The sequence below is a fragment of the Terriglobales bacterium genome (assembly GCA_035567895.1).
Classification (GTDB): Bacteria; Acidobacteriota; Terriglobia; order Terriglobales; family Acidobacteriaceae; genus Gp1-AA112.
In genome coordinates, this window is the sequence record DATMPC010000034.1 from 72,648 (window position 1) to 91,315 (window position 18,668).

Annotated in this window: 18 protein-coding genes; 6 read left to right on the top strand and 12 right to left on the bottom strand. The window is 56.2% G+C overall.

Annotated features, from left to right (window positions below; translation table 11 throughout):
• Positions 1-210 precede the first annotated feature (210 nt).
• The gene (locus tag VNX88_08220) at positions 211-669 is read left to right on the top strand and encodes a GatB/YqeY domain-containing protein (protein ID HWY68637.1); all 459 of its coding nucleotides are present in this window, start codon (positions 211-213) and stop codon (positions 667-669) included.
• A gap of 218 nt (positions 670-887) precedes the next feature.
• Here VNX88_08220 and galT read toward each other — a convergent pair whose 3' ends face one another.
• The 4 genes from galT to VNX88_08240 all read right to left on the bottom strand — a co-directional run bounded on the left by galT (position 888) and on the right by VNX88_08240 (position 4,638).
• Positions 888-1,919 (bottom strand): galactose-1-phosphate uridylyltransferase, encoded by a 1,032-nt coding sequence (gene galT / locus VNX88_08225; GenBank protein HWY68638.1) that lies wholly within the window; start codon positions 1,917-1,919, stop codon positions 888-890.
• Positions 1,920-1,952: 33 nt separating this feature from the next.
• Positions 1,953-2,396 carry a YraN family protein gene (locus VNX88_08230; GenBank protein HWY68639.1) on the bottom strand — a complete coding sequence of 148 codons (444 nt, stop codon included), beginning with the start codon at positions 2,394-2,396 and terminating at the stop codon, positions 1,953-1,955.
• A gap of 123 nt (positions 2,397-2,519) precedes the next feature.
• A complete protein-coding gene (locus tag VNX88_08235) occupies positions 2,520-3,887 on the bottom strand; it encodes an acetyl ornithine aminotransferase family protein (GenBank protein ID HWY68640.1) in 1,368 nt (455 codons plus the stop codon).
• A gap of 310 nt (positions 3,888-4,197) precedes the next feature.
• Positions 4,198-4,638 carry a response regulator gene (locus tag VNX88_08240; GenBank protein HWY68641.1) on the bottom strand — a complete coding sequence of 147 codons (441 nt, stop codon included), beginning with the start codon at positions 4,636-4,638 and terminating at the stop codon, positions 4,198-4,200.
• A gap of 245 nt (positions 4,639-4,883) precedes the next feature.
• On the opposite strand from VNX88_08240, the gene VNX88_08245 reads away from it, so the two are divergent.
• Both VNX88_08245 and VNX88_08250 read left to right on the top strand, forming a co-directional pair.
• Positions 4,884-5,867: an EamA family transporter gene (locus VNX88_08245; GenBank protein HWY68642.1), complete on the top strand. Its 984-nt coding sequence runs from the start codon at positions 4,884-4,886 to the stop codon at positions 5,865-5,867.
• A gap of 119 nt (positions 5,868-5,986) precedes the next feature.
• Positions 5,987-6,736 (top strand): acyloxyacyl hydrolase, encoded by a 750-nt coding sequence (locus VNX88_08250; GenBank protein ID HWY68643.1) that lies wholly within the window; start codon positions 5,987-5,989, stop codon positions 6,734-6,736.
• 100 nt (positions 6,737-6,836) lie between these two features.
• On the opposite strand, the gene VNX88_08255 is transcribed toward VNX88_08250, so the two are convergent.
• The 3 genes from VNX88_08255 to VNX88_08265 all read right to left on the bottom strand — a co-directional run bounded on the left by VNX88_08255 (position 6,837) and on the right by VNX88_08265 (position 8,743).
• A complete protein-coding gene (locus tag VNX88_08255; GenBank protein HWY68644.1) occupies positions 6,837-7,142 on the bottom strand; it encodes an FmdB family zinc ribbon protein in 306 nt (101 codons plus the stop codon).
• 223 nt (positions 7,143-7,365) lie between these two features.
• The gene (locus VNX88_08260) at positions 7,366-7,749 is read right to left on the bottom strand and encodes a hypothetical protein (protein ID HWY68645.1); all 384 of its coding nucleotides are present in this window, start codon (positions 7,747-7,749) and stop codon (positions 7,366-7,368) included.
• A gap of 181 nt (positions 7,750-7,930) precedes the next feature.
• Positions 7,931-8,743: an ATP-binding cassette domain-containing protein gene (locus tag VNX88_08265; protein HWY68646.1), complete on the bottom strand. Its 813-nt coding sequence runs from the start codon at positions 8,741-8,743 to the stop codon at positions 7,931-7,933.
• 16 nt (positions 8,744-8,759) lie between these two features.
• On the opposite strand from VNX88_08265, the gene VNX88_08270 reads away from it, so the two are divergent.
• Positions 8,760-9,347, top strand: a complete 588-nt coding sequence (locus VNX88_08270) for a DUF2393 family protein (protein ID HWY68647.1) — start codon at positions 8,760-8,762, stop codon at positions 9,345-9,347.
• On the opposite strand, the gene VNX88_08275 is transcribed toward VNX88_08270, so the two are convergent.
• The 3 genes from VNX88_08275 to VNX88_08285 form a co-directional block, all read right to left on the bottom strand.
• Positions 9,348-10,169 (bottom strand): lysophospholipid acyltransferase family protein, encoded by an 822-nt coding sequence (locus VNX88_08275; protein HWY68648.1) that lies wholly within the window; start codon positions 10,167-10,169, stop codon positions 9,348-9,350.
• Between the two features lie 148 nt (positions 10,170-10,317).
• On the bottom strand, positions 10,318-11,667 hold the full coding sequence (locus tag VNX88_08280; protein HWY68649.1) for a folylpolyglutamate synthase/dihydrofolate synthase family protein: 1,350 nt from the start codon (positions 11,665-11,667) through the stop codon (positions 10,318-10,320).
• 188 nt (positions 11,668-11,855) lie between these two features.
• Entirely contained in the window at positions 11,856-13,607 is a 1,752-nt protein-coding gene (locus VNX88_08285) for a multiheme c-type cytochrome (protein HWY68650.1), read from the bottom strand.
• Positions 13,608-13,862: 255 nt separating this feature from the next.
• On the opposite strand from VNX88_08285, the gene VNX88_08290 reads away from it, so the two are divergent.
• Positions 13,863-15,164 carry an enolase C-terminal domain-like protein gene (locus VNX88_08290; GenBank protein ID HWY68651.1) on the top strand — a complete coding sequence of 434 codons (1,302 nt, stop codon included), beginning with the start codon at positions 13,863-13,865 and terminating at the stop codon, positions 15,162-15,164.
• 192 nt (positions 15,165-15,356) lie between these two features.
• Here the strand turns inward: VNX88_08290 and VNX88_08295 are convergent, their stop codons facing one another.
• Positions 15,357-16,325 (bottom strand): aldo/keto reductase, encoded by a 969-nt coding sequence (locus VNX88_08295; GenBank protein ID HWY68652.1) that lies wholly within the window; start codon positions 16,323-16,325, stop codon positions 15,357-15,359.
• On the bottom strand, positions 16,322-17,116 hold the full coding sequence (locus tag VNX88_08300; GenBank protein HWY68653.1) for an aldolase/citrate lyase family protein: 795 nt from the start codon (positions 17,114-17,116) through the stop codon (positions 16,322-16,324). The genes VNX88_08295 and VNX88_08300 overlap by 4 nt, the downstream gene beginning before the upstream one ends.
• A 158-nt stretch (positions 17,117-17,274) precedes the next feature.
• On the opposite strand from VNX88_08300, the gene VNX88_08305 reads away from it, so the two are divergent.
• A complete protein-coding gene (locus tag VNX88_08305; GenBank protein HWY68654.1) occupies positions 17,275-18,531 on the top strand; it encodes an MFS transporter in 1,257 nt (418 codons plus the stop codon).
• Positions 18,532-18,668 lie beyond the last annotated feature (137 nt).

An 18,668-nucleotide genomic window follows, 5' to 3' on the forward strand; every position in this document is an offset into this window, starting at 1 on the left:
AATGCGGAGTGGGGATCTGCTTTTTCTCGATGAACACAAAAAAGCAGATCCCCGCGTCCGCCGCGGCGGACGCGAGGGGTGACAGTTTAGACGTTGCTTGGGATTTCAAATTTTGGGTCAATCATCAACCGACGCACGACCAACGGTAATGAGGCTTCTCCACACACGCGCTCGCTATACTAACGTGAGCCTTTGTTGAGGAGCCCACCTTTGACTATCTCCGAGCGCATTAACCAGGACATCACAACGGCCATGAAAGCGCGCGAGGAGCATCGCTTGAGCACACTGCGCATGGTGAAGTCGGCCATCAAGAACAAGGAAATCGACAAGCGCGCACCACTCGACGATCAAGAAGCGATGGCCATCCTGAACACGCTGATCAAGCAGCGCAAAGACTCGATCGAGCAGTTCACCAAGGGCGGACGCCAGGAGCTAGCCGACAAAGAGGCTGCGGAGATTGTCATCATCGAGGGCTATCTGCCAAAAGCGGCGGGAGCGGAAGAGATCACGGCGATTGTCCGCGCGGCGATTTCCGAAATGGGATCGCCGACGATGAAGGACATGGGAACGGTGATGAAGAATGCAATGGCGAAGTTCGCGGCTACAGGCACGCGTGTGGATGGGAAAGTCGTGAGCGAAACGGTGAAGAAGCTGCTGAGTGGCGGGTAGCCCACCCTTCATTATGAAACTGTCATCCTGAGGCCCGTTGTTGGCCGAAGGACCTCCCGAGATATTTCAGTCTTGATTGCGGCGTCCCGGCATTTTGGCGAGGATTTTCGTGAAAGAGCCAAGATGCGACAGTTGAGTCTAGATCATTCCGGGAGGTCCTTCGGCCAACAGCGGCCTCAGGATGACAGTCTTCCAAATTTTGCAAAATCACGGGGCGCCTACCGCGTTTCCGCCAGCTCCGGCGCCTCCACGACTGCCTCGCGCAGATACCTGGCTGCCTCTTCCGGCGACGTGGGATTGATGTAGAAACCCGTACCCCACTCGAATCCCGCAACCTTTGTCAATTTGGGAATCAGCTCTATGTGCCAGTGATAGTACTCTGCGTGCTCCTGCGCTGCGAGTGGTGCGGTGTGGAGCACCATGTTGTATGCAGGCCGTTCAAGCACCGCATCCATCTTGCCAATCACCAGCCTGATCATCTGCGCCAGGCTGGTGAAGTCTCCTGAGCTGGCATTCTCGAACGATGCTTCGTGGTTCTTTGGAAGGATGCAAGTTTCAAAAGGAAAACGAGGAGCATAAGGAGAGACGGTCACGAATCCGCGATTCTCAGCTACCAGGCGCGCTTCCTCATCCGAGCTTTCTTCGTGAACGATGTCGCAGAAGATACAGCGCTCTTTCAGCTCATAGTATTGCTTAGCGCCCTCAAGCTCTTCCAGCACGCGGCGGGGAACAATCGGCAACGCGATCAACTGTGAATGGGGATGCTCCAGGGTGGCGCCGGCAGGTTCGCCGTGGTTCTTGAAGATGAGAATGTATTTGAAGCGGCGGTCCTGTTTGAGATCGACGATGCGATCGCGGAAAGCCCAAAGCACGTCTTCGATGCTCTTCTCAGGCATGTTGGCGAAAGTTTGCGCGTGATTTGGCGTCTCGATGATCACCTCATGCGCGCCGATGCCGTTCATGCGATCGTACATGCCGTCGGCCCGGCGATCGAGGTTCCCTTCAATCCCGAGTGCCGGATATTTGTTGGGGACCACGCGCACTGACCAGCCGGGCTTGTCTCGGTCGCCATGTCCATGGCGAAAGGCCAGTATCTCGGGCGGAGTTTTGGCTTCATTGCCTGGACAGAAAGGGCAGAATCCGCCCTTGAGAACTACTGTGTGCCGGATGAAATCACTTGGTCTGCGTGCGCGATCGGTCGCGATAATGACCCAACGTCCTGTGACAGGGTCCTTCCTAAGTTCGGGCAACTCGGGTCCTTTCCCAAAAAACGAAAGCTCATTTTATGACATACGGAAAGCGTCTCTGAACAGAGTTATCTCAGGCAAGTTACCTTCGAGGTATACGCTGATTACATCGAACCGGAATTGTGGCGATTTTCCGTTGGTATGCAAATAGTTGCGCAGGAACTCGCGAGCCAGGCCAGAGAGCGTTTCCCGCTTTTCGTCATCGACCGCAGCTTCGGCAGGCATGAAGTTGCGGCTAGTGCGCGTTTTGACCTCGACGAAGCATAGCGTCTCCTTCTCCCAGCCGATCAGATCGATGTCGCCACGGCGACGTGGTGAGCGGTAATCGCGCGCCACGAGCGTGTATCCAAGCTTGCGCAGGTAAAAGTAGGCTTCGTCTTCTCCGCGCGCTCCGGAGACTAGATGTGGAGCTCGTTCTGGAGCGCGCCCGAGTTTGGACGTGAGTTGGTCGAGTGCGCGAAGTGTGGAGCGGAGAAGCATCGTGTTCCGTTTGTCATTCCGAACCGTCCGCCGCGGCGGACGGTTCGGAATCCCTACGTTAACCCAAGAGGTCTCGGTTCGGTAGGGATTCCTCTTCCGCCATTGGCGGATTCGGAATGACAATCAGGATCCCAGCTGACTAATACACTTCTCCAGCACATCCAGCGCATAGTCGCCCTGCTCTTGAGTGACGATGAGCGGAGGTGACAGCCGGATGGAACTCTCGCCGCAGCCGAGCAGGAGCACACCATTCTCAAATGCCATTTCAACGATGCTGTCGCGCACCTTCGACACCGGAACCTTGCTTTGCTTGTCCTTCACGATCTCGACGGCCAGCATGAGTCCCTTGCCGCGAACGTCACCGACCATCGAGTACTTTTGCACCCAGGTGGACATGCGCTGCTTCAACTTCTCGCCTACAGCGGCTGCGTTCTGTAAACCTTCGCGCTCAATTACATCCATGCTGGCCAGCGCAGCTGCGATCGCCACAGGATTGCCGCCAAATGTTGAGGCGTGCGATCCGGGAACCCAGTCCATAACACTGGCACGGCTCATCGTAATTCCCAGCGGCATGCCCGAAGCAATGCCTTTGGCGATGCAGACGATGTCGGGCTCGACTCCCGCGTGCTGGATCGCCCACCACTTACCAGTGCGACCGGCCCCGGACTGCACTTCGTCGGCCACCAGCAAGATTCCGTGCTCGTCGCAAATACGTCGCAGCTCGCGCAGGAACTCCGGCGGCGCAGGCACGTAGCCACCTTCTCCCTGGATCGGCTCGACAAAGACTGCGGCGACATCCTCGGGCGGCACCGTGGTCTTGAACAAACGCTCTTCGATGAACTTTGCGCAGGCAAGACCATACTCGCGCTCGGTCTTCCCCTCGCCGAAGCGATAGGTATAAGGGTAGGGAACGTGCGTCACGCCAGGAACGAGCGGCGCAAAGCGACGACGCTGTTGCGGCTTCGATGCGGTTAGCGAGAGCGATCCCATGGTGCGTCCATGGAATGCGCCATAGAAGGCGATCGCACCCTGACGTTTCGTGTGGTAGCGCGCCAGCTTGAGCGCGCATTCCACTGCCTCGGTTCCAGAATTCCCAAAATAGAACTTGTGCGGGCCGGCCATCGGGGCGATTCGGCTTAGACGCTGGGCAAGCTGCGTCATGGATTCGTAGTAAAAGTCGGTGCCCGACATGTGGATCAGCTCGCCCGCCTGCCGCTGAATTGCAGCAACAACATCGGGATGACAGTGCCCGGTGGAGGTCACGGCAATACCCGCGGAGAAATCGAGGAATTCGTTTCCGTCGACGTCTTCGATGATCGCTCCGCGGCCACGCTTCGCAACCAGCGGATAGGAACGGGTGTAACTGGGCGAAATCAGGCGATCGTCATCGGCGATGATGCGCTTCGCGTTCGGACCTGGTAGTTCGGTCTTTATTTTAGGCAACGCGGATTTTGCTGCGCCTGCCGGGCGGCTCATGGTTTCTGTTGGCATTGGAATTTCTCCTCGCGAGAGAGCGCTACATTCGTGCGATGTGGGTCGTGGGCTGTGAGTGGAGCACCTGCCAAGGTGCCTCTTAAATGCAGCCCGAGTTAGCGAGGGTGAAACTAGTCGCCGGCAAAAAGATTGGCCCGAACGTTAGACGGGAGCACAGCGAGGTAGCGCCGAGGACCAGCAAGATAATTCAACCAGCACGGTGGAGTTCCGTGGGTTGTAAGCCGGGTCAGTGACGAATTGTAGCCAGCCGCGTACATGTATCCCAGTCTAATTATAACTGCGCTGGCAACGCCACTGAACGACTCGTTCAGGCAACGTGGGCCGAATGCGCGGAATCCGAGTCGTCGCTCGTGGCTTTCGCCTCTTCCTGCTCCGCCAGTGCCGGATCCTGAATCTTGAGCAGATCGTGCAATTTCGTGATCAGGAAGCTCAGGCTTCCTTTTGGCAGAGTGCAGGTAACATTCGCGAGCAGTGGATCGTGAATCTCTTTATAACCCGTATGAAGGATGATCGGAACCGCCTGGTCTTCTTCGCGTAGTACTTTGGCGACTTCGCCGCCCGACATCCCTGGCATCGCGTAGTCCAGAACCACGGCATCGCATTTGATTTGGCGGAACAGCTCAATAGCGGAAGGCCCATCTTTGGCGCTCAACACGCGAAACCCGCGCCGTTGCAGCATGATTCCCAGTGGCTGAAGAACAGCAGATTCGTCGTCCACACACAGAATTACGTAGTTGTTCTCGGCCATTAGGGTCCCCACATCTCAATTAGATTCAGAATAAAGCCGTGCGGAAGCAGGCTACAAGGAACAATAGGTCATGTCCTGTTTCATATTCTGTGCAAGTATTTTTGAAGCGCGACGTGACTTTTGACGCTCTATGTGATGTACCGAGCTTTGCTAGGCATCCGCAGCTTTCTGGGACGAAAAGTTTGCGGTCGAATATCGGATTGCAGGCTCATAAGTTCCGCCGTATCAACGTCTAACGACCAACAATGGCTACCCTCACCCAAGTGCCGGTGCGCGAACGGCAGGAACAGAATCATCGCTTCCGCATTGGGTTGAGTTTTGGCCTGGTATACCTCTTTTGGGGATCAACTTACCTCGCGATTCTGATCGCTGTGCGGCATTTTCCGGCGCCCGTACTGGGTTCTTTGCGGTTCCTAATTGCGGGCGCCCTGATGCTGGGCTGGTGCCTTTTCAGCGGCAAGAAGATAGCGATCACTCGCGGAGATTCTCTGCGATTGTTGCTCGTGGGCGTGCTGCTCCTAGTCGGTGGCAACACCGTACTTGCCTGGGCGGAGCAATACATCAATAGCGGAATAGCCGCAATGATCGTAGCCGTAGTTCCAATTTGGATCGCAACGGTCGAAGCGCTGTTTGGCGGCGACCGACTCAATCGGCTCGGCTGGGCGGGCCTTCTGCTCGGAATCGGCGGGCTACTCGTTCTTCTTTGGCCAGACATCGTGACCGGCGGTGCAATTGGACGTAGGGACCTCGTCGCCTCGCTCGGTCTTATGCTTGGATCTTTGAGCTGGGCAGTGGGCTCGGTGCTGTCGCGGCGTTTCCAGCTCGGAGTAGGACCGTTCGCCGCAACTGGGTGGGAGATGATGTTTGCAGGCGGGGTGAATGCGCTTCTTGCTCTCTCCTTTGGCGGCTTCCATCGCGCAGACTGGTCTCGAAGCGGATGGCTCGCTGTGGCTTATCTGGTCACGTTCGGGTCTCTAGTGGGATTTACGGCCTATATCTGGCTGCTCGAGCATGTTCCTACGCCCAAAGTTGCTACATACGCTTATGTGAATCCTGTGGTTGCGGTATTTCTGGGGTGGCTTCTCGGAGGCGAGCACATTGACCGCTACATGCTGTTGGGAATGGTGGTGATTGTCGCGGCCGTAATTCTGGTGACCAGTTCAAAGCTGCGTTCGGGAAAATTACAGCCAAGCCAGCAGGCGTCGCCCTGCGAAGCTGGGGCGGATTGACGAAAGCTTTTAGCGAGCGGCTATTGGCCGTTCGGCCGGGACGTATTCCCGATCTTGGTCGCTTGCTTTGCTGATTCACTTCCTTCCATTTACTCTGAGTAGGCAGTCCTCGACCGCGAATGGCCCTGCGCATACTTCTCCTTCTGCTCCTCTCGCAGTTCACAACCGCATTCGCGCAAACGAAGTCCGTTTCTGCCGAGTTTTACACTGATGCTCTTCGCGCTGGAGCTAATGAGTATCAGTTCTGGTCGGGCTATTCACCAACTTCGATCATGTGGATCGGCAAGACCGAAGCTCGACGACTGTTTATGGTGGGCGCTGGATGGCATCGCGTTCTTCTGGCTGGAAATTCCGTAGCGTGGAAATTTACGGTAGACGCTGTGCCCCTAATCCTCGTCTCTCAGCCAACGATTACCGGCCTTGAGCCCACTTTTACCGGGACTTTTCCCGATGTCGTTTTTGCAGGTTGCAACGGACCACCGGTGACCTTCGAGACCGTAAACAATCCAAAGCTAACGCCGCCGCCGGGCTCCGAATCATGTCCGCATTCCAGTAGAAGAACCACATACGGGTTCGGATTGGAACCTGTAGGCTTTGATTTTAACTTTCGCCGGCGGCACAGGTTTCAACCCATTGTGGGAATTAACGGTGGATTCGCGAAGTTTACTCGTGACGTTCCGATCAGCAACTCGAACTCGTTTAATTTCACGTTCTCGCTTCGTGGCGGCGTGCAGATATTCACTAGCGAGTCGCGATCTGTGACGATCGGGTATCGTTTTCATCACATCTCAAATGCCAATACGGGAAATCCATTCAACCCGGGCATAGATTCGAACTTCATTTATGCGGGATACAGCTTTCACCGGTAGCGGCTTGGGCTTGTTAGTGAATGGCCTTACCTTGACTGACAAGGACTCGCAGCCGAGAGGGTGTCAGGGATAGCAACGAACTAATCGCTGTTCGGCACAACTACTCTTTTGGCGAGGAACTGCTCTTCGTTTCTGTCTTCGATTCGCTCTTGCTTTCCGTCTTGCCGGGAGAGCTTGTATCGCCCTTGTCTCCAGGTTTCGCTTCCGATTTATCCTTGGAATTGGTGCCAGACTTCGCGTAGTCGGTTGCGTACCATCCACTGCCCTTGAATTGGACAGCGGGCGCGTGCAGCAGACGTTCGACTTTGCCTCCGCACTTCACACATTCCGGATCAGGCGCCGCTACGCTCTGAATCTTCTCGAAGCGATGGTGACACTTCTCGCACTGAAACTCGTAAAGAGGCACAGTTCTCCTTGTAATGGCAACGTAGACCTGCTAGCGATTCTAGAGGTTGGTAAAAAATTGCGCCAATGCAAGTCTGCGCCTTCTCAGCAAAGCAAAAGGCTTCCTTCCACCCGATTCAGGATCGCCTCGCCCAAGTCGATTCAGGCAAGACCAAAGGTGGTTCAGAAGCCTTCGTCTTCCGGCACATATGCCGGCTTTCCGCGCGGTGTAACGTCTTTAAACTTCATGCTGCCCGAGGCAGCGCACGCGTGGCATCAGCGACTGAGCGAACGGCCATCACACGCTGCTGGTTGCGCAGCCTCATCCAGCGCAATGCAAAAGCACAGAAGATGAGCGCTCCCATTGCCACCGGATCAGGCACCAGCGCAGCCTTCAGCGACGAGCGCACCGCACGCTCCGTCGCCTGAGGCCCAAGTCGATCGAATGTTCGGCTGGGACTTGCCGCAATGGTGCGCGGCGCACGTCCGCTCAATTGCGCGGGAACATATCTCGCCGTGGGCGCCGGCGTGTTTATCCAGGATCCATTCGGCGTGGCGCTAACTCGTGGCGCCACGGATAGCAGCACGAAAAACGCTGCCAGAACCGGTCCTTTCCTGTGGGAACTCACAACAACTTTAGATGCCAGGGTGTGCTGCAGGTTGGACGAAATATCACCCGAAATATCGCCCGACTAGCAGCTTTCGCGGGGAATGATGACGCTAGTTGGCGCATTCAACGGCTCGCAGATAGCCACTTCATTCAGTTCCCACACGATGCCGCTCACTAATTGATTTAGAACGCTGCTTGATTTAGAACGCTGCAACTTCCGGAGTCGCGGCGATGAGTGTCCTGGTGTATTCGTGCTGCGGTGACGAAGTGATTTGCACTGCATCGCCGATTTCGACGATCTCGCCCTTGCGCATCACTGCGATCCGCGTCGAGAGATAGCGCACAATCGGCATGGAATGTGAGATGAACAGATACGTAAGCCCAAACTCGCGCTGCAGCTTAGCGAGCAGATTCACGATTTGCGCGCCCACACTCACATCCAGTGCGGATACTGGCTCGTCGAGCACGAGAAATCGCGGCTTAAGCGCAAGCGCTCGCGCAATGCCAATACGCTGACGCTGTCCGCCGGAGAACTCGTGCGGATAACGATTCAGCGCACCTTCGTCTAGTCCCACAGCATGCAGCAGTTCAGCGGCTCGATGGTGAAGATCACCTTGTCCGACCTCTCCGCCAGCGCCAGCGTGAATGATCCAAGGCTCGCACACGATGTCGAAGACACGCATTCGCGGATTGAGCGACGCGAATGGATCCTGAAAAACAATCTGCACATCGCGCCGCAAGCGACGCAAGTCTGCTCCCGATGCCGTCAATACATCGCGTCCATCAAAGCGGATAATCCCGGAAGTAGGCTCAATCAACCGCAGCAGCATTCGTCCCAGAGTTGTCTTGCCGCATCCGGATTCCCCTACTAAGCCCAGAGTCTCTCCGGGAAAAATCTCCAGAGAAACTCGATTCACTGCCCGCATCTCTTCGGCTCCGGAGCGTGAGAGCAGCCCGCCTCCACGCGCATAGACCTTCATGAGTTCCCGGACCTCAACCAGCGGCGTGGGCATGAAGCGATGCTAGCAAATGAGTGGCAATCTGCTGCGTCTAAGTAACGTAGGCGGTACAATCCACGTCATGGGCGGCTCTTCCAGTCACGTGCCCTCGTTCGGCGCGCCATCGGGTAGCGAAGAACGGTCGCGTCCACCGATAGTTCCGATTGCGATTGGCGTCGTGCTGGTTCTCGCGGTCATCGGGCTGTTCGCCTTTTTTGGACGACGCGGCACAAACCAGAACGCAACTCCTGGCACAGCCGACCCATACGCAGCGAACCTGGCGATCTTTGACGTTGCGATGAGCACAGCGGCGAACTTTGCCGGGCAGGAAGTCACTTATATCGAAGGTAAGATCAAGAACAACGGGAATAAATCTGTCAAAAACGTCCTGGTACAGTTCGTCTTCCACGACTCCTTAGGGCAAGTAGCTCAACGCGAGCCCGGACAACGTCTGATGGTGATCACCACGCGCGAGCCGTACATAGACATTGCACCGCTGGCCAATGCGCCATTGCACCCGGGGCAGACCAAAGAATTCAGGCAGACTTTCGAACACGTGAGCGCAGACTGGAACATGCACCTTCCCGAGATCACGGTCGTTCGAACCTCCACCGACTAATCACGCCTGTCGGCGCGGATCGGGCACGTGCGCATTCGTGTAGTACATATCTTCGATGGCGCGCTGCGTGGCGGCAGCAAGGGATCCCATGTCGCGAGTTGTGAAATTCGCCGGCGAGATCGGCTCACCAATCAGAAGCAACAACTCTCGCGGCTGAATGTGATAGGTGTTCATCGGCAATGCTTCAAACGTGCCTACAATTGCTATCGGCACCACCGGGACTTGCGCTTTGATCGACGCGTAAAATGCTCCGCTCATGAACGGCATGATGTGCCCATCGGCGGCGCGTCCACCTTCGGGAAAGATCACCAAGGGCATTCCCGATTTCAAACCTTCAATCGCCTTGCCCAGGCTACGAATAGAAGCGCGCGCATTACTGTGATCGACTGGATACTGTCCCGATCGCTTCAGATAACCGCCCACGAAGGGATACCGAAACAGGTGTTGCTTCGCCAGAATGCGGAACTGAAACGGCAAATTCGCGAACAGCAACGGGATATCGAGGGCGGAGATGTGGTTGGCCGCATACACCGCGGGGCGAGAGGTATCGACGCGATCGAGACCCACAACCCGCACCGGACACATCGCCGTACGCAAAATCCATCGTGACCACGTCCGCGCAATCGCATGTTGCTTCGCTCCCCCACGATCCACAAACGACGCAGCAAACGAACCGCTCCCCAGCAGGCACGTGTAGGAAAAAATCAACGGATCCAAAACGAAATAGGAGCGCAGCCGGCTAAGCCAATGAGGTAGCCGTGCTGGCGCCGTCATGGAACTCTGCTGCTCTTCAACCTCGATCAAGCTGGAGCGATTATCCACGTAAACATTGTAAAGAAGCCGTTCGTTGAGCGTTCGGAGTATCGGGAGGCAATCTGCAACGAATCGTCTCTCCCCATTGGAGACACACAGGCACTATATGAAACTCAGAGACCATGACTCCTAAGCGACTCTTGGGGCACTTTCCAGACTAATGAGCGTGTTTGAGACGTTCCAGAGCCTCTCCCACCAGGTAAACCGAACCGGTAATCACGATAGACCGATTGCGCTGGCGCGCAACCTCAACCGCCTGTTGCAAAGACTCCGCGCTGATGATCGTAGTTCCCACGTGCGCGGTAAGCTCGCGAATCTCTTCCGCCGAAGCAGCGCGCGGACTGTTTACACGGGTAGCAATCACCTCTTCCGCTAATGGGAAAAGAATCTCACCAATTTCAGCGATAGCTTTGTCGCGCATCGCGCCAAAAATGATCGTGACTGGCTGTCCCTGATAGCGCGACGTCAGCGCGGAGCGCAGTGCCCAGGCTCCATCAGGATTGTGAGCCACATCGAGCACGACCTCAGGCGAGCCGGGAATCACCTGGAATCTTCCCGGCCAGCGCGTGCTTGCGACGCCCGCAGCGATCTGTTGAGCAGAGATTTCGTATCCAAAGCTCTGCTTCAATTCCACCGCAGCGGCGGTGGCCAAAGCAGCGTTGCGCAGTTGATGCCGACCGGCGAGCGGAGAATCGATCGTCACTTGCTCGCCCAAGACGTCCAGCGGGTAACGATTATGAGGCGCCCCGCCCGACTCTGCCTCGAACGCCTCCGACGCGGGGGTAATCGGCGGGACGTACGTGCTCGCGTTCACCACGCGCGCGCCGAGGGTGCGAACAGCGTCGCCTAGGGCGTCGTTTACCTCAGGATGCTGCGGCAGAGTCACCAGCGTCCCCTTCGGGCGAATAATCCCCGCCTTTTCGTGAGCGATCTCGGTAAGCGTGTTGCCGAGCCATTCCGTGTGATCGAGCGAGATGTCGGTGATCACGGATAGCAGCGGATCGGCTACATTGGTAGCATCCAGCCTTCCGCCGATGCCAACTTCCAGTACCGCGATGTCTACGTCTGTGCTCGCAAAATGCTCAAAGGCCATCGCGGTGAGCGTCTCAAAGAAGCTCGGATGCTGTTCCAGCTTGCCCGCCTGAACCAGAGTTTGCGAGATGTCTTCGATGCGCCCATGCATCTCCGCGAATTCCGGATCGCTGATCGCCTCGTCGTCGATCGCGATGCGCTCATTCACGCGCACAAGATGAGGCGACGTGTAGAGCCCAGTTCGATAACCTGCTTGGTGAAGGATGCTGGCAAGCATTGCCGAAGTCGATCCTTTGCCATTCGTGCCCGCAATAATGATGCTGGGAAAGCGTCGCTCGGGATGCCCAAGCGCCTCCGTGAGCACTCGCATGTGCTGGAGATCGAACTTGTGCCGAGGTGTCTGGCCCTGCTGCGTCCAGAGCTCCGGAGCAAGCGACAGCAGGCTCTCAACCGCAGATTGGTAGGAAGTGGCCAAAGTTGATTCTATTTTAGAGCCGAATTAGGATCGTCGCCCGCAGCGGGAGGTCCGACTGGCCGTTCAACGTTTTCTCAATTGCAAATCGCTGCTTTTTCCCTGAGCAGGGAAAATAGCAGGCAAAATTTTTCCGTGAGAAGAAACAAGCTGGACAAAGGTGGCGGAGAACTGATCAACGTTCTGAACTTCTAGCGGGCCGTACTCTCGGCCTTAGTCGGTACGCATTGCTTCAGCAGATCGCGCACTGCGTTTTCCTGAGGAAAATTTTGATTCGCCTTACCCAACACCTCGCAGGCCTGGTCGCGTTTCGTCAGAGATAAATACGTGCTTCCGAGGAGGCGGTAAAGTTCTACATCATAAGGAATCAGCTCAATGCCCTGCCGTAAGACTTCCACGGCCCGGGTTTCCTGCCGAGCCGCGATCAACATTTTTGCAAGTTGCTCGAAATCCGCAGGCTGCTTCGTGCCCTGAATGCGAGCTCGATCGAGGTAGGTAATCGCGGCATTCAGACCTTCCAGATTTCGCTGCTGCAAAGAAAGATCGGCTAGCGCCTGCAGAACGGTGATGTTGTCGGGATCTGTCTTCTCAAGCACTTTCGCAAGCTTCCAGTAGTGTTGTCGATACTCCGGATGGGAAAGCATCACCTGGCGGTAAGCCTGTAGCAAGGCAAGCGGAGGCACAACGCTGTTCTTCCCCGGTTCGGCGCTTAAATGAACAAGATCCGGCAGCTGCGCGGTAGTCATCTTGAATGCAGCATCAGGAAATGGTTGTTGAGGCGTGCGGATGATGCGGTGATTCGTTAGCACCGAATGCGAGATGACCTTTACATCACGCTTCGGCATATGGCAACCAATGCAATTATCCGCCGGGCTTTGCTTCTGCCGTTCGGCTAACGCAACCGTGCAACTCTGTTCCGTGTGGCAAGTCATACAGCGCACGCGGAAATAATCTGGCGCGTCAGTTTCTGTTGGCTGCGTATGGGGATCATGGCAGGTAATGCAGCTCAGCTTGCCGACACTTTCGCGATAACACTTGCTCAACCGCATCGATAGGTAGTGCTCGAGCAGGTCATCCTGCGGCGGGGTCTGCGTGTTGAAGGGGACCATGAAGATGCTGAGCGTGCTGTCCACGCTTGAGCCCGGGTGAAAGTCGTTGAATTGCTTTCCTTCCCGGAGAGCTCGCGCATCGCCAGTCTGGTGGCAGGGCAGGCACACATTGTCGGCAAGCCATCCGGAAAGCTTTGCTGGATTCACGATTGTCTCGGCACTTGCCGCCGCCATGTGCGCTTCACCGGGGCCATGGCAGTTCTCGCAGCCCACTGCGAGCTGCTGAAATGGAGGTTTCTGGAACTTGCCATTGCCGTCAGGAACGGGCTGCGCGCGCCCGCTGTGGCAGCCAATACATCCCGGCAGAATCGGACGGCTGAAGCCATAGTCGGCGTACTGATAGCCAGGCGACAACGCCCAAGTGTTGGCGTTCGAGTAGAACGAGAGCGGAGTTTCAAATAAGTAATCGCCGCGCTTAACGATTCCCCCAAAGCCATTCGCGCCGGCGCCGATGATCCATTCGACTTTGTGGGTATCGCGAAACACTTCTTTCCCGTCGGCCGCCGACTCAAACTCGCTCTGGTAAAGCGCGCCATCTTTCACGTATTGCTCAAAGTGCCGGTTTAGTCGCTGATCGAAAATGGATGCGGAAGTCGGGATGCTTTTCAATAGAGGAGTATCCACTTTCACCATCGATCGGCCCATATCGGTCCGGGAATACTTCTCATAGATATCGTTATGGCAGAGCGCACATTCCTGGGAGCCAACGTATCCAGCAGTCGAAACCAGCGCTGGAGGATGCGCTCGGCTGCTTTTCGCGCCTGGCGGCTTCTTACGGCTCGATTGTGCTGCCACTGCAACGATGAAAATTAGAACAATGAGCAAGAATTTCAAGGCTGCCGGCCGGCGATTTCGCTCACTGAAACTCGCGAAGTACATGCAAATATGATGTTGCTCGTTTATACAGCAACTAGTTCGCGAGGCAGCGTGGTTCCGGCAGCCGTCGGGCGGCTGTCAAATGGGAAAACGATTTCACGGATGTCGGTCAAGATGGATTGGGACTGTTAATCCACGGAAACCTTACGAGCATGCGCCCTCGCCTGCTCGTTCTGACCGCCGGGCGAGGGGGGCGGGACCACGGAAGTAAAGATGAAGATCGTCGAGATTCGCGTTCACTCCATCACCATAGCCGATCCACCGCTGCGGAGTTCTTACGGCCTCCATGCTCCTTACGCTCTCAGGACCATTCTGGAACTGGAGAGTGAAGACGGAATTACGGGGATTAGCGAGACTCACGGCGGCGATGCCATCGCGGAGAGTTTTCAGCAGCTAAAGCGTCAGCTGGTTGGCGCAGATGCTTACCGCGTTGCCGGCAACCTGCTGCCGATGATCGATGCCAGCGCTCCTGGCGATCGTTCGCAGACCTATTACCTTCCCGGTGAGAATCCACTCGACGCGGCGGCGCGGCTCTACTCCGCAATTGAGATCGCGTGTCTTGATCTCATTGGCAAGTCCATCGGCAAGCCTGTTTGCGATTTGCTTGGTGGACGGGCACGCAGCGAAGTTCCATTCTCCGCGTATCCGTTTTACAAGCATGCCGGTGGAGGTGGGGAAGGAGATGACCTTCGCTCCGACGAATACGGCGAAGCGCTAACGCCGAAGCAGTTGGTCGCGCAGGTTAAGCAGATGTTTACGAAGTATGGGTTTCAGGAAATCAAGTTCAAGGCCGGAGTTCTCGATCCTGCGGCAGAGATCGAAACCGTACGACAGCTTCGCGCAGAGTTTGGACCGAGAGTTCCAATCCGCCTCGATCCCAATTGCGCGTGGTCCGTGGCAACTTCAGTCGAGATCGGGAAGGCGCTGCGGGAAGAGCTGGGGAATGGTGGATATCTTGAAGATCCAACCGCGAACATCTCTGGAATGGCCGAAGTACGAAAGAAGCTACTCGCTGCGGGAGTCCAAACTCCGCTGGCCAGCAATGTTGCCGTGACTTCTTTTGCTGATCTTCCCGAATCCATCAGGACCGATGCGGTGCAAGTTGTGCTCTGCGATCCACACTACTGGGGAGGCATCCAGCAGGTGCAGCATCTTGGCAAACTTTGTCACACCTTCGGCCTGGGACTGTCGATGCATTCGAACTCCCACCTCGGCGTTTCGCTCATCGCGATGGCGCATGCTGCTGCGGCAACTCCGCAACTTACGTATGCGTGCGACACGCACTATCCGTGGCAGTCAGAGGAGGATGAAGTGGTCGCAGGCGGACGGGTCCCAATTGTGAACGGCTGTGTGCAGATTTTGGAGAAGCCAGGCCTGGGATTGGACCTCGATCACGATCAACTCGCTCGGGGGCGAGAGCGCTACGCCAAGTGCAAGTACCGCAAGCGAGACGATGAAGCCGAAATGCGCAAGCACGTGGATCCAAACTGGCGCAGAGTGCTGCCGAGATGGTGATGCGTTTAAAGAGCAAAGCAAAATCAACAACTCACGCAGATGAACGCAGATTTGCAGATTCACGCAGATCGTTTGAGAGAGTGAAGAGCATTGCAGACGCTTTGAAGCCAGTTTTCAATCTTGAAAATCCGCGCGTATCCCCGAAATCTGCGTTCATCTGCGTGAGTTGTTGATTTTGCTTTTGCGTCGAGCCTACCGGTTGTACGCAGGAATCGGCCCGCGCAGTTCATTCCATATTTCGTCGCAAGCCTTCACCACGTCGTCAGGAAGTGGTCCCTCCTCACACGCGGCAAGATTCTCCGCCAGTTGCTCCGGACGCGATGCTCCCAGAATCACGCAATCACTGACCGTGTGATGCAGAAGCCAATTGAGCGCGAGGCTTACGAGTGAACGGCCCGCTTTCTTTGCGATTGACTGCAGCTTCTCGACAGCCGCGAAATCTTCCGGATGCCAATAGCGGTCCTGATACAACTTATTGCTGTCAAAGCGCGTGCCCGGCGTGACCGACTGAATGTGGTGCTTGCCCGTGAGTAAGCCCCCGGCGAGCGGATTGTAGACAATGTTCGACAGCCTGAAATGCTTCGTCATCGGAAGCCACTCCTGCTCGATGCCGCGAGCCAGCAGGTTGTACATCGGTTGCGTGATGACCGCCGGCTTGTAGGAGTTCTTCTCCGCAATGCTCAGCATTTCGCTTTGTTGCCAGGCCGCATAGTTCGACGTGCCGGAATAACGAATCTTTCCTTGCCCGGTCAAGAGCTCCAGCGCTTCCAGCGTTTCCTCAATTGGAACTGCATAGTCGGGAAAGTGCAGATAGTAGATGTCGACGTAGTCGGTTTGGAGTCGTTTCAAGCTTTCGTCAATCGCTCGATAAATGGCTCGCTTGGAGAGTCCGCTTTCGTCTGCGCCTTCTCCCATTTTGAAGCGAACCTTTGTAGCAAGGATCTGCTTGGCGCGCCTGCCTTTCAGCGCCTCTCCCAACATCGTTTCGGCCACGCCTAGCTGATACATGTTGGCGGTATCGAAAAAGTTGATTCCCGCTTCGATGCATTGGTCGACCATGCGAGTGCAGGTCTGCTGATCGGCGGGTTTGCCGAAGGTCATAGTGCCAAAGCACAGACCTGAAACCGCTAGATCAGTCTGCTTGAGCTGTTTGAACTTCATCGTGCGGTAGTGCTCACTTTCCGGTTTTGAAGTGCGGCGCTCGCCTGCTTGACGATGGATTGGGCTCCGATCCTTAGACAGGCCACATCGTTGCCGCAGAAAAGGATGTCAACGCCCTGATCGGCCCAAAACTGAACATCGGGCAATGGACTGCCCACAGCAATCAGCTTTCCGTGCTTTCTCGCACTGCGAATGCACGCCTGTGCCGCTTCAACTACCTTGGCGTGTGTCGTCTCGCCTGGTACTCCGAGACTCGAAGACAGGTCAGCAGGGCCGAGGAAAATGTCGACTCCCGGAATGGCACACAGTTCCTCGGCGCGCTGTACAGCCTCCGCAGTTTCAATCTGGATCATCAGACTGAGCTCTGTGTTCAGCTTCTGCTGCGCCTGTGGCAGGCTATCTACCATGCCGTAATCAAGAGCCCGTGGAACGCTGAAGTAGCCACGCGCGCCGTCCGGACGAAAGCGCGCATGCTGAATGAACTCACGAACAATCTGCAGTGAATCGGCCATGGGTAGATCGATGATGTCGGGTCCGCACTCTGCAGCCTTCAACACATTCTCGCGGCGGCTGTCAGGAATGCGGATCATCGTGAGCATGCCTGCTCCCGAAGCGATTCGGCAAAGGTCGGCGGCCTGCGCGAAGGTGATGAAGGCATGCTCCATCTCGATCCAGAGCACGCGAAAACCCAGCTTGGCGGCGATCTCTACAAATATCGGGTCGTAGAAGTAGGCGGCGATCCCCAACAGCGGACCGCCGTGCTCTTCAACTACTCGCGCGATTCGCGACATCACTCAGCTCCGGAGATCGTAATCAGCAGCGGATGACAAGCAGCGGATGAATTGATAATGTTCGAGGCGCGTCTCATTTCCCGTTTCATTCAGCACAACTCGATGACTCAGAATGAGCAATGCAGAGAATACAAGATAAACCCACGTCTCTCTCCTAAATGACCGAACAACGGTGGTTGCGGATTCTCTCTGTCTCATTCGTGATGTACACAATCGCCTACATAGATCGCACCAACGTTTCCATGGCGCTGCCTGCAATGAGCGCCGAACTTCACATGGATCCTCGGCAGGCTGGAGACGCCGTGGGATTGTTCTTCTGGGGATATTTGCTCCTGCAGATGCCGGCAGCGTACCTGGCACAACACTGGAGCGCTAAGCGAACGGTTGCGATTCTACTGGTGGCGTGGGGCCTCTGCTCGGTCGCGACGGGCTTTGTACACACTCTTACGCAGTTTAGGCTTATGAGACTGGTTCTAGGGCTCGCCGAAGGCGGAGTCTGGCCGGCAGTTCTTGTCCTGGTCGCACACTGGTTCCCTCGCGCCGAACGCGCGCGCGCAAACGCCTATTGGATGCTGTGCCTTCCACTGTCCGTAGTGATCTCGTCTCCGCTCTCCGGATGGCTGCTCACGCACTGGAACTGGCGTGTGCTCCTGATTGTCGAAGGTGCCTTCCCGTTTCTCTGGCTGCTCGTCTGGCTGCTGAGCATCGATGACTTTCCGAAACAAGCGAAATGGATCTCTGCGGAAGAGCGCCAATATCTCGAAAAAACGCTTGCAGCCGAGACTGCTGACGCCAAACCTCAGGAGCGAGTCAGTTACCTGGCAGCACTGCTGTCACCCCAGGTCTTGATCCTCACTACGATCTACTTCCTCCGAAACTTTGGCAGCTATGGTTCGCTGTTCTGGCTTCCAACCGCTCTTGGTAAGGCGAAGAAGCTGAGCGATCTGACGTTGGGAAACGTAATCACGATCCCTTATCTGCTGGCAGCCATTCTGATGGTAGCCGCGGCCAAGAGCTCCGACAGAACCGGGGAGCGGCGCGCGCACATGAGCCTCACGCTGATCGTGTCTGGAGCATCGTTTTTGGGAGCATTGGTTACTCAGCGCTTTCCATTCCTATCGTTTTCGCTGATTAGTTTGGCGGTTGCTGCTGTGTATGCATCCCTGGGCCCATTTTGGGCATTGCCAACTGAGACGCTGCCGCGCAAAGTTGTGGCGACTGCGATGGGACTTATTAATGCGATCGGGAATCTGGGCGGCTACTTCGGTCCGGTCGTAATTGGACACTTCCTGAAGCAGTCGGGCGGCTTTGTTTACGGATTTGGAATTGTCGGCATTGCGCTCATCATCGCGGCAGGAATGTCATTCATGTTACGTCCTGCGAAGCCGGCTGCAGTAGCGACCGTGAGTTCCTGAGGGGAGTGGCGAACACGAAGGGCACGAAGGAAAAAGCCAAGGTCACGGGGCAACAACAATCCCTTGTGACCTCCTCCTTTGCCTTCGCGACCGGAGCCGGCCCTGAGCGCAGTCGAAAGGGTGTTCACCTCTAAAGG

Coding starts and splice junctions, on each gene's coding strand:
- VNX88_08230 (HWY68639.1), bottom strand. CDS start 2,396: ATGCTTCTCCGCTCCACACTTCGCGCACTCGACCAACTCACGTCCAAA.
- VNX88_08235 (HWY68640.1), bottom strand. CDS start 3,887: ATGCCAACAGAAACCATGAGCCGCCCGGCAGGCGCAGCAAAATCCGCG.
- VNX88_08240 (HWY68641.1), bottom strand. CDS start 4,638: ATGGCCGAGAACAACTACGTAATTCTGTGTGTGGACGACGAATCTGCT.
- VNX88_08245 (HWY68642.1), top strand. CDS start 4,884: ATGGCTACCCTCACCCAAGTGCCGGTGCGCGAACGGCAGGAACAGAAT.
- VNX88_08250 (HWY68643.1), top strand. CDS start 5,987: ATGGCCCTGCGCATACTTCTCCTTCTGCTCCTCTCGCAGTTCACAACC.
- VNX88_08265 (HWY68646.1), bottom strand. CDS start 8,743: ATGCCCACGCCGCTGGTTGAGGTCCGGGAACTCATGAAGGTCTATGCG.
- VNX88_08270 (HWY68647.1), top strand. CDS start 8,760: ATGAGTGGCAATCTGCTGCGTCTAAGTAACGTAGGCGGTACAATCCAC.
- VNX88_08290 (HWY68651.1), top strand. CDS start 13,863: ATGAAGATCGTCGAGATTCGCGTTCACTCCATCACCATAGCCGATCCA.
- VNX88_08295 (HWY68652.1), bottom strand. CDS start 16,325: ATGAAGTTCAAACAGCTCAAGCAGACTGATCTAGCGGTTTCAGGTCTG.
- VNX88_08300 (HWY68653.1), bottom strand. CDS start 17,116: ATGTCGCGAATCGCGCGAGTAGTTGAAGAGCACGGCGGTCCGCTGTTG.
- VNX88_08305 (HWY68654.1), top strand. CDS start 17,275: ATGACCGAACAACGGTGGTTGCGGATTCTCTCTGTCTCATTCGTGATG.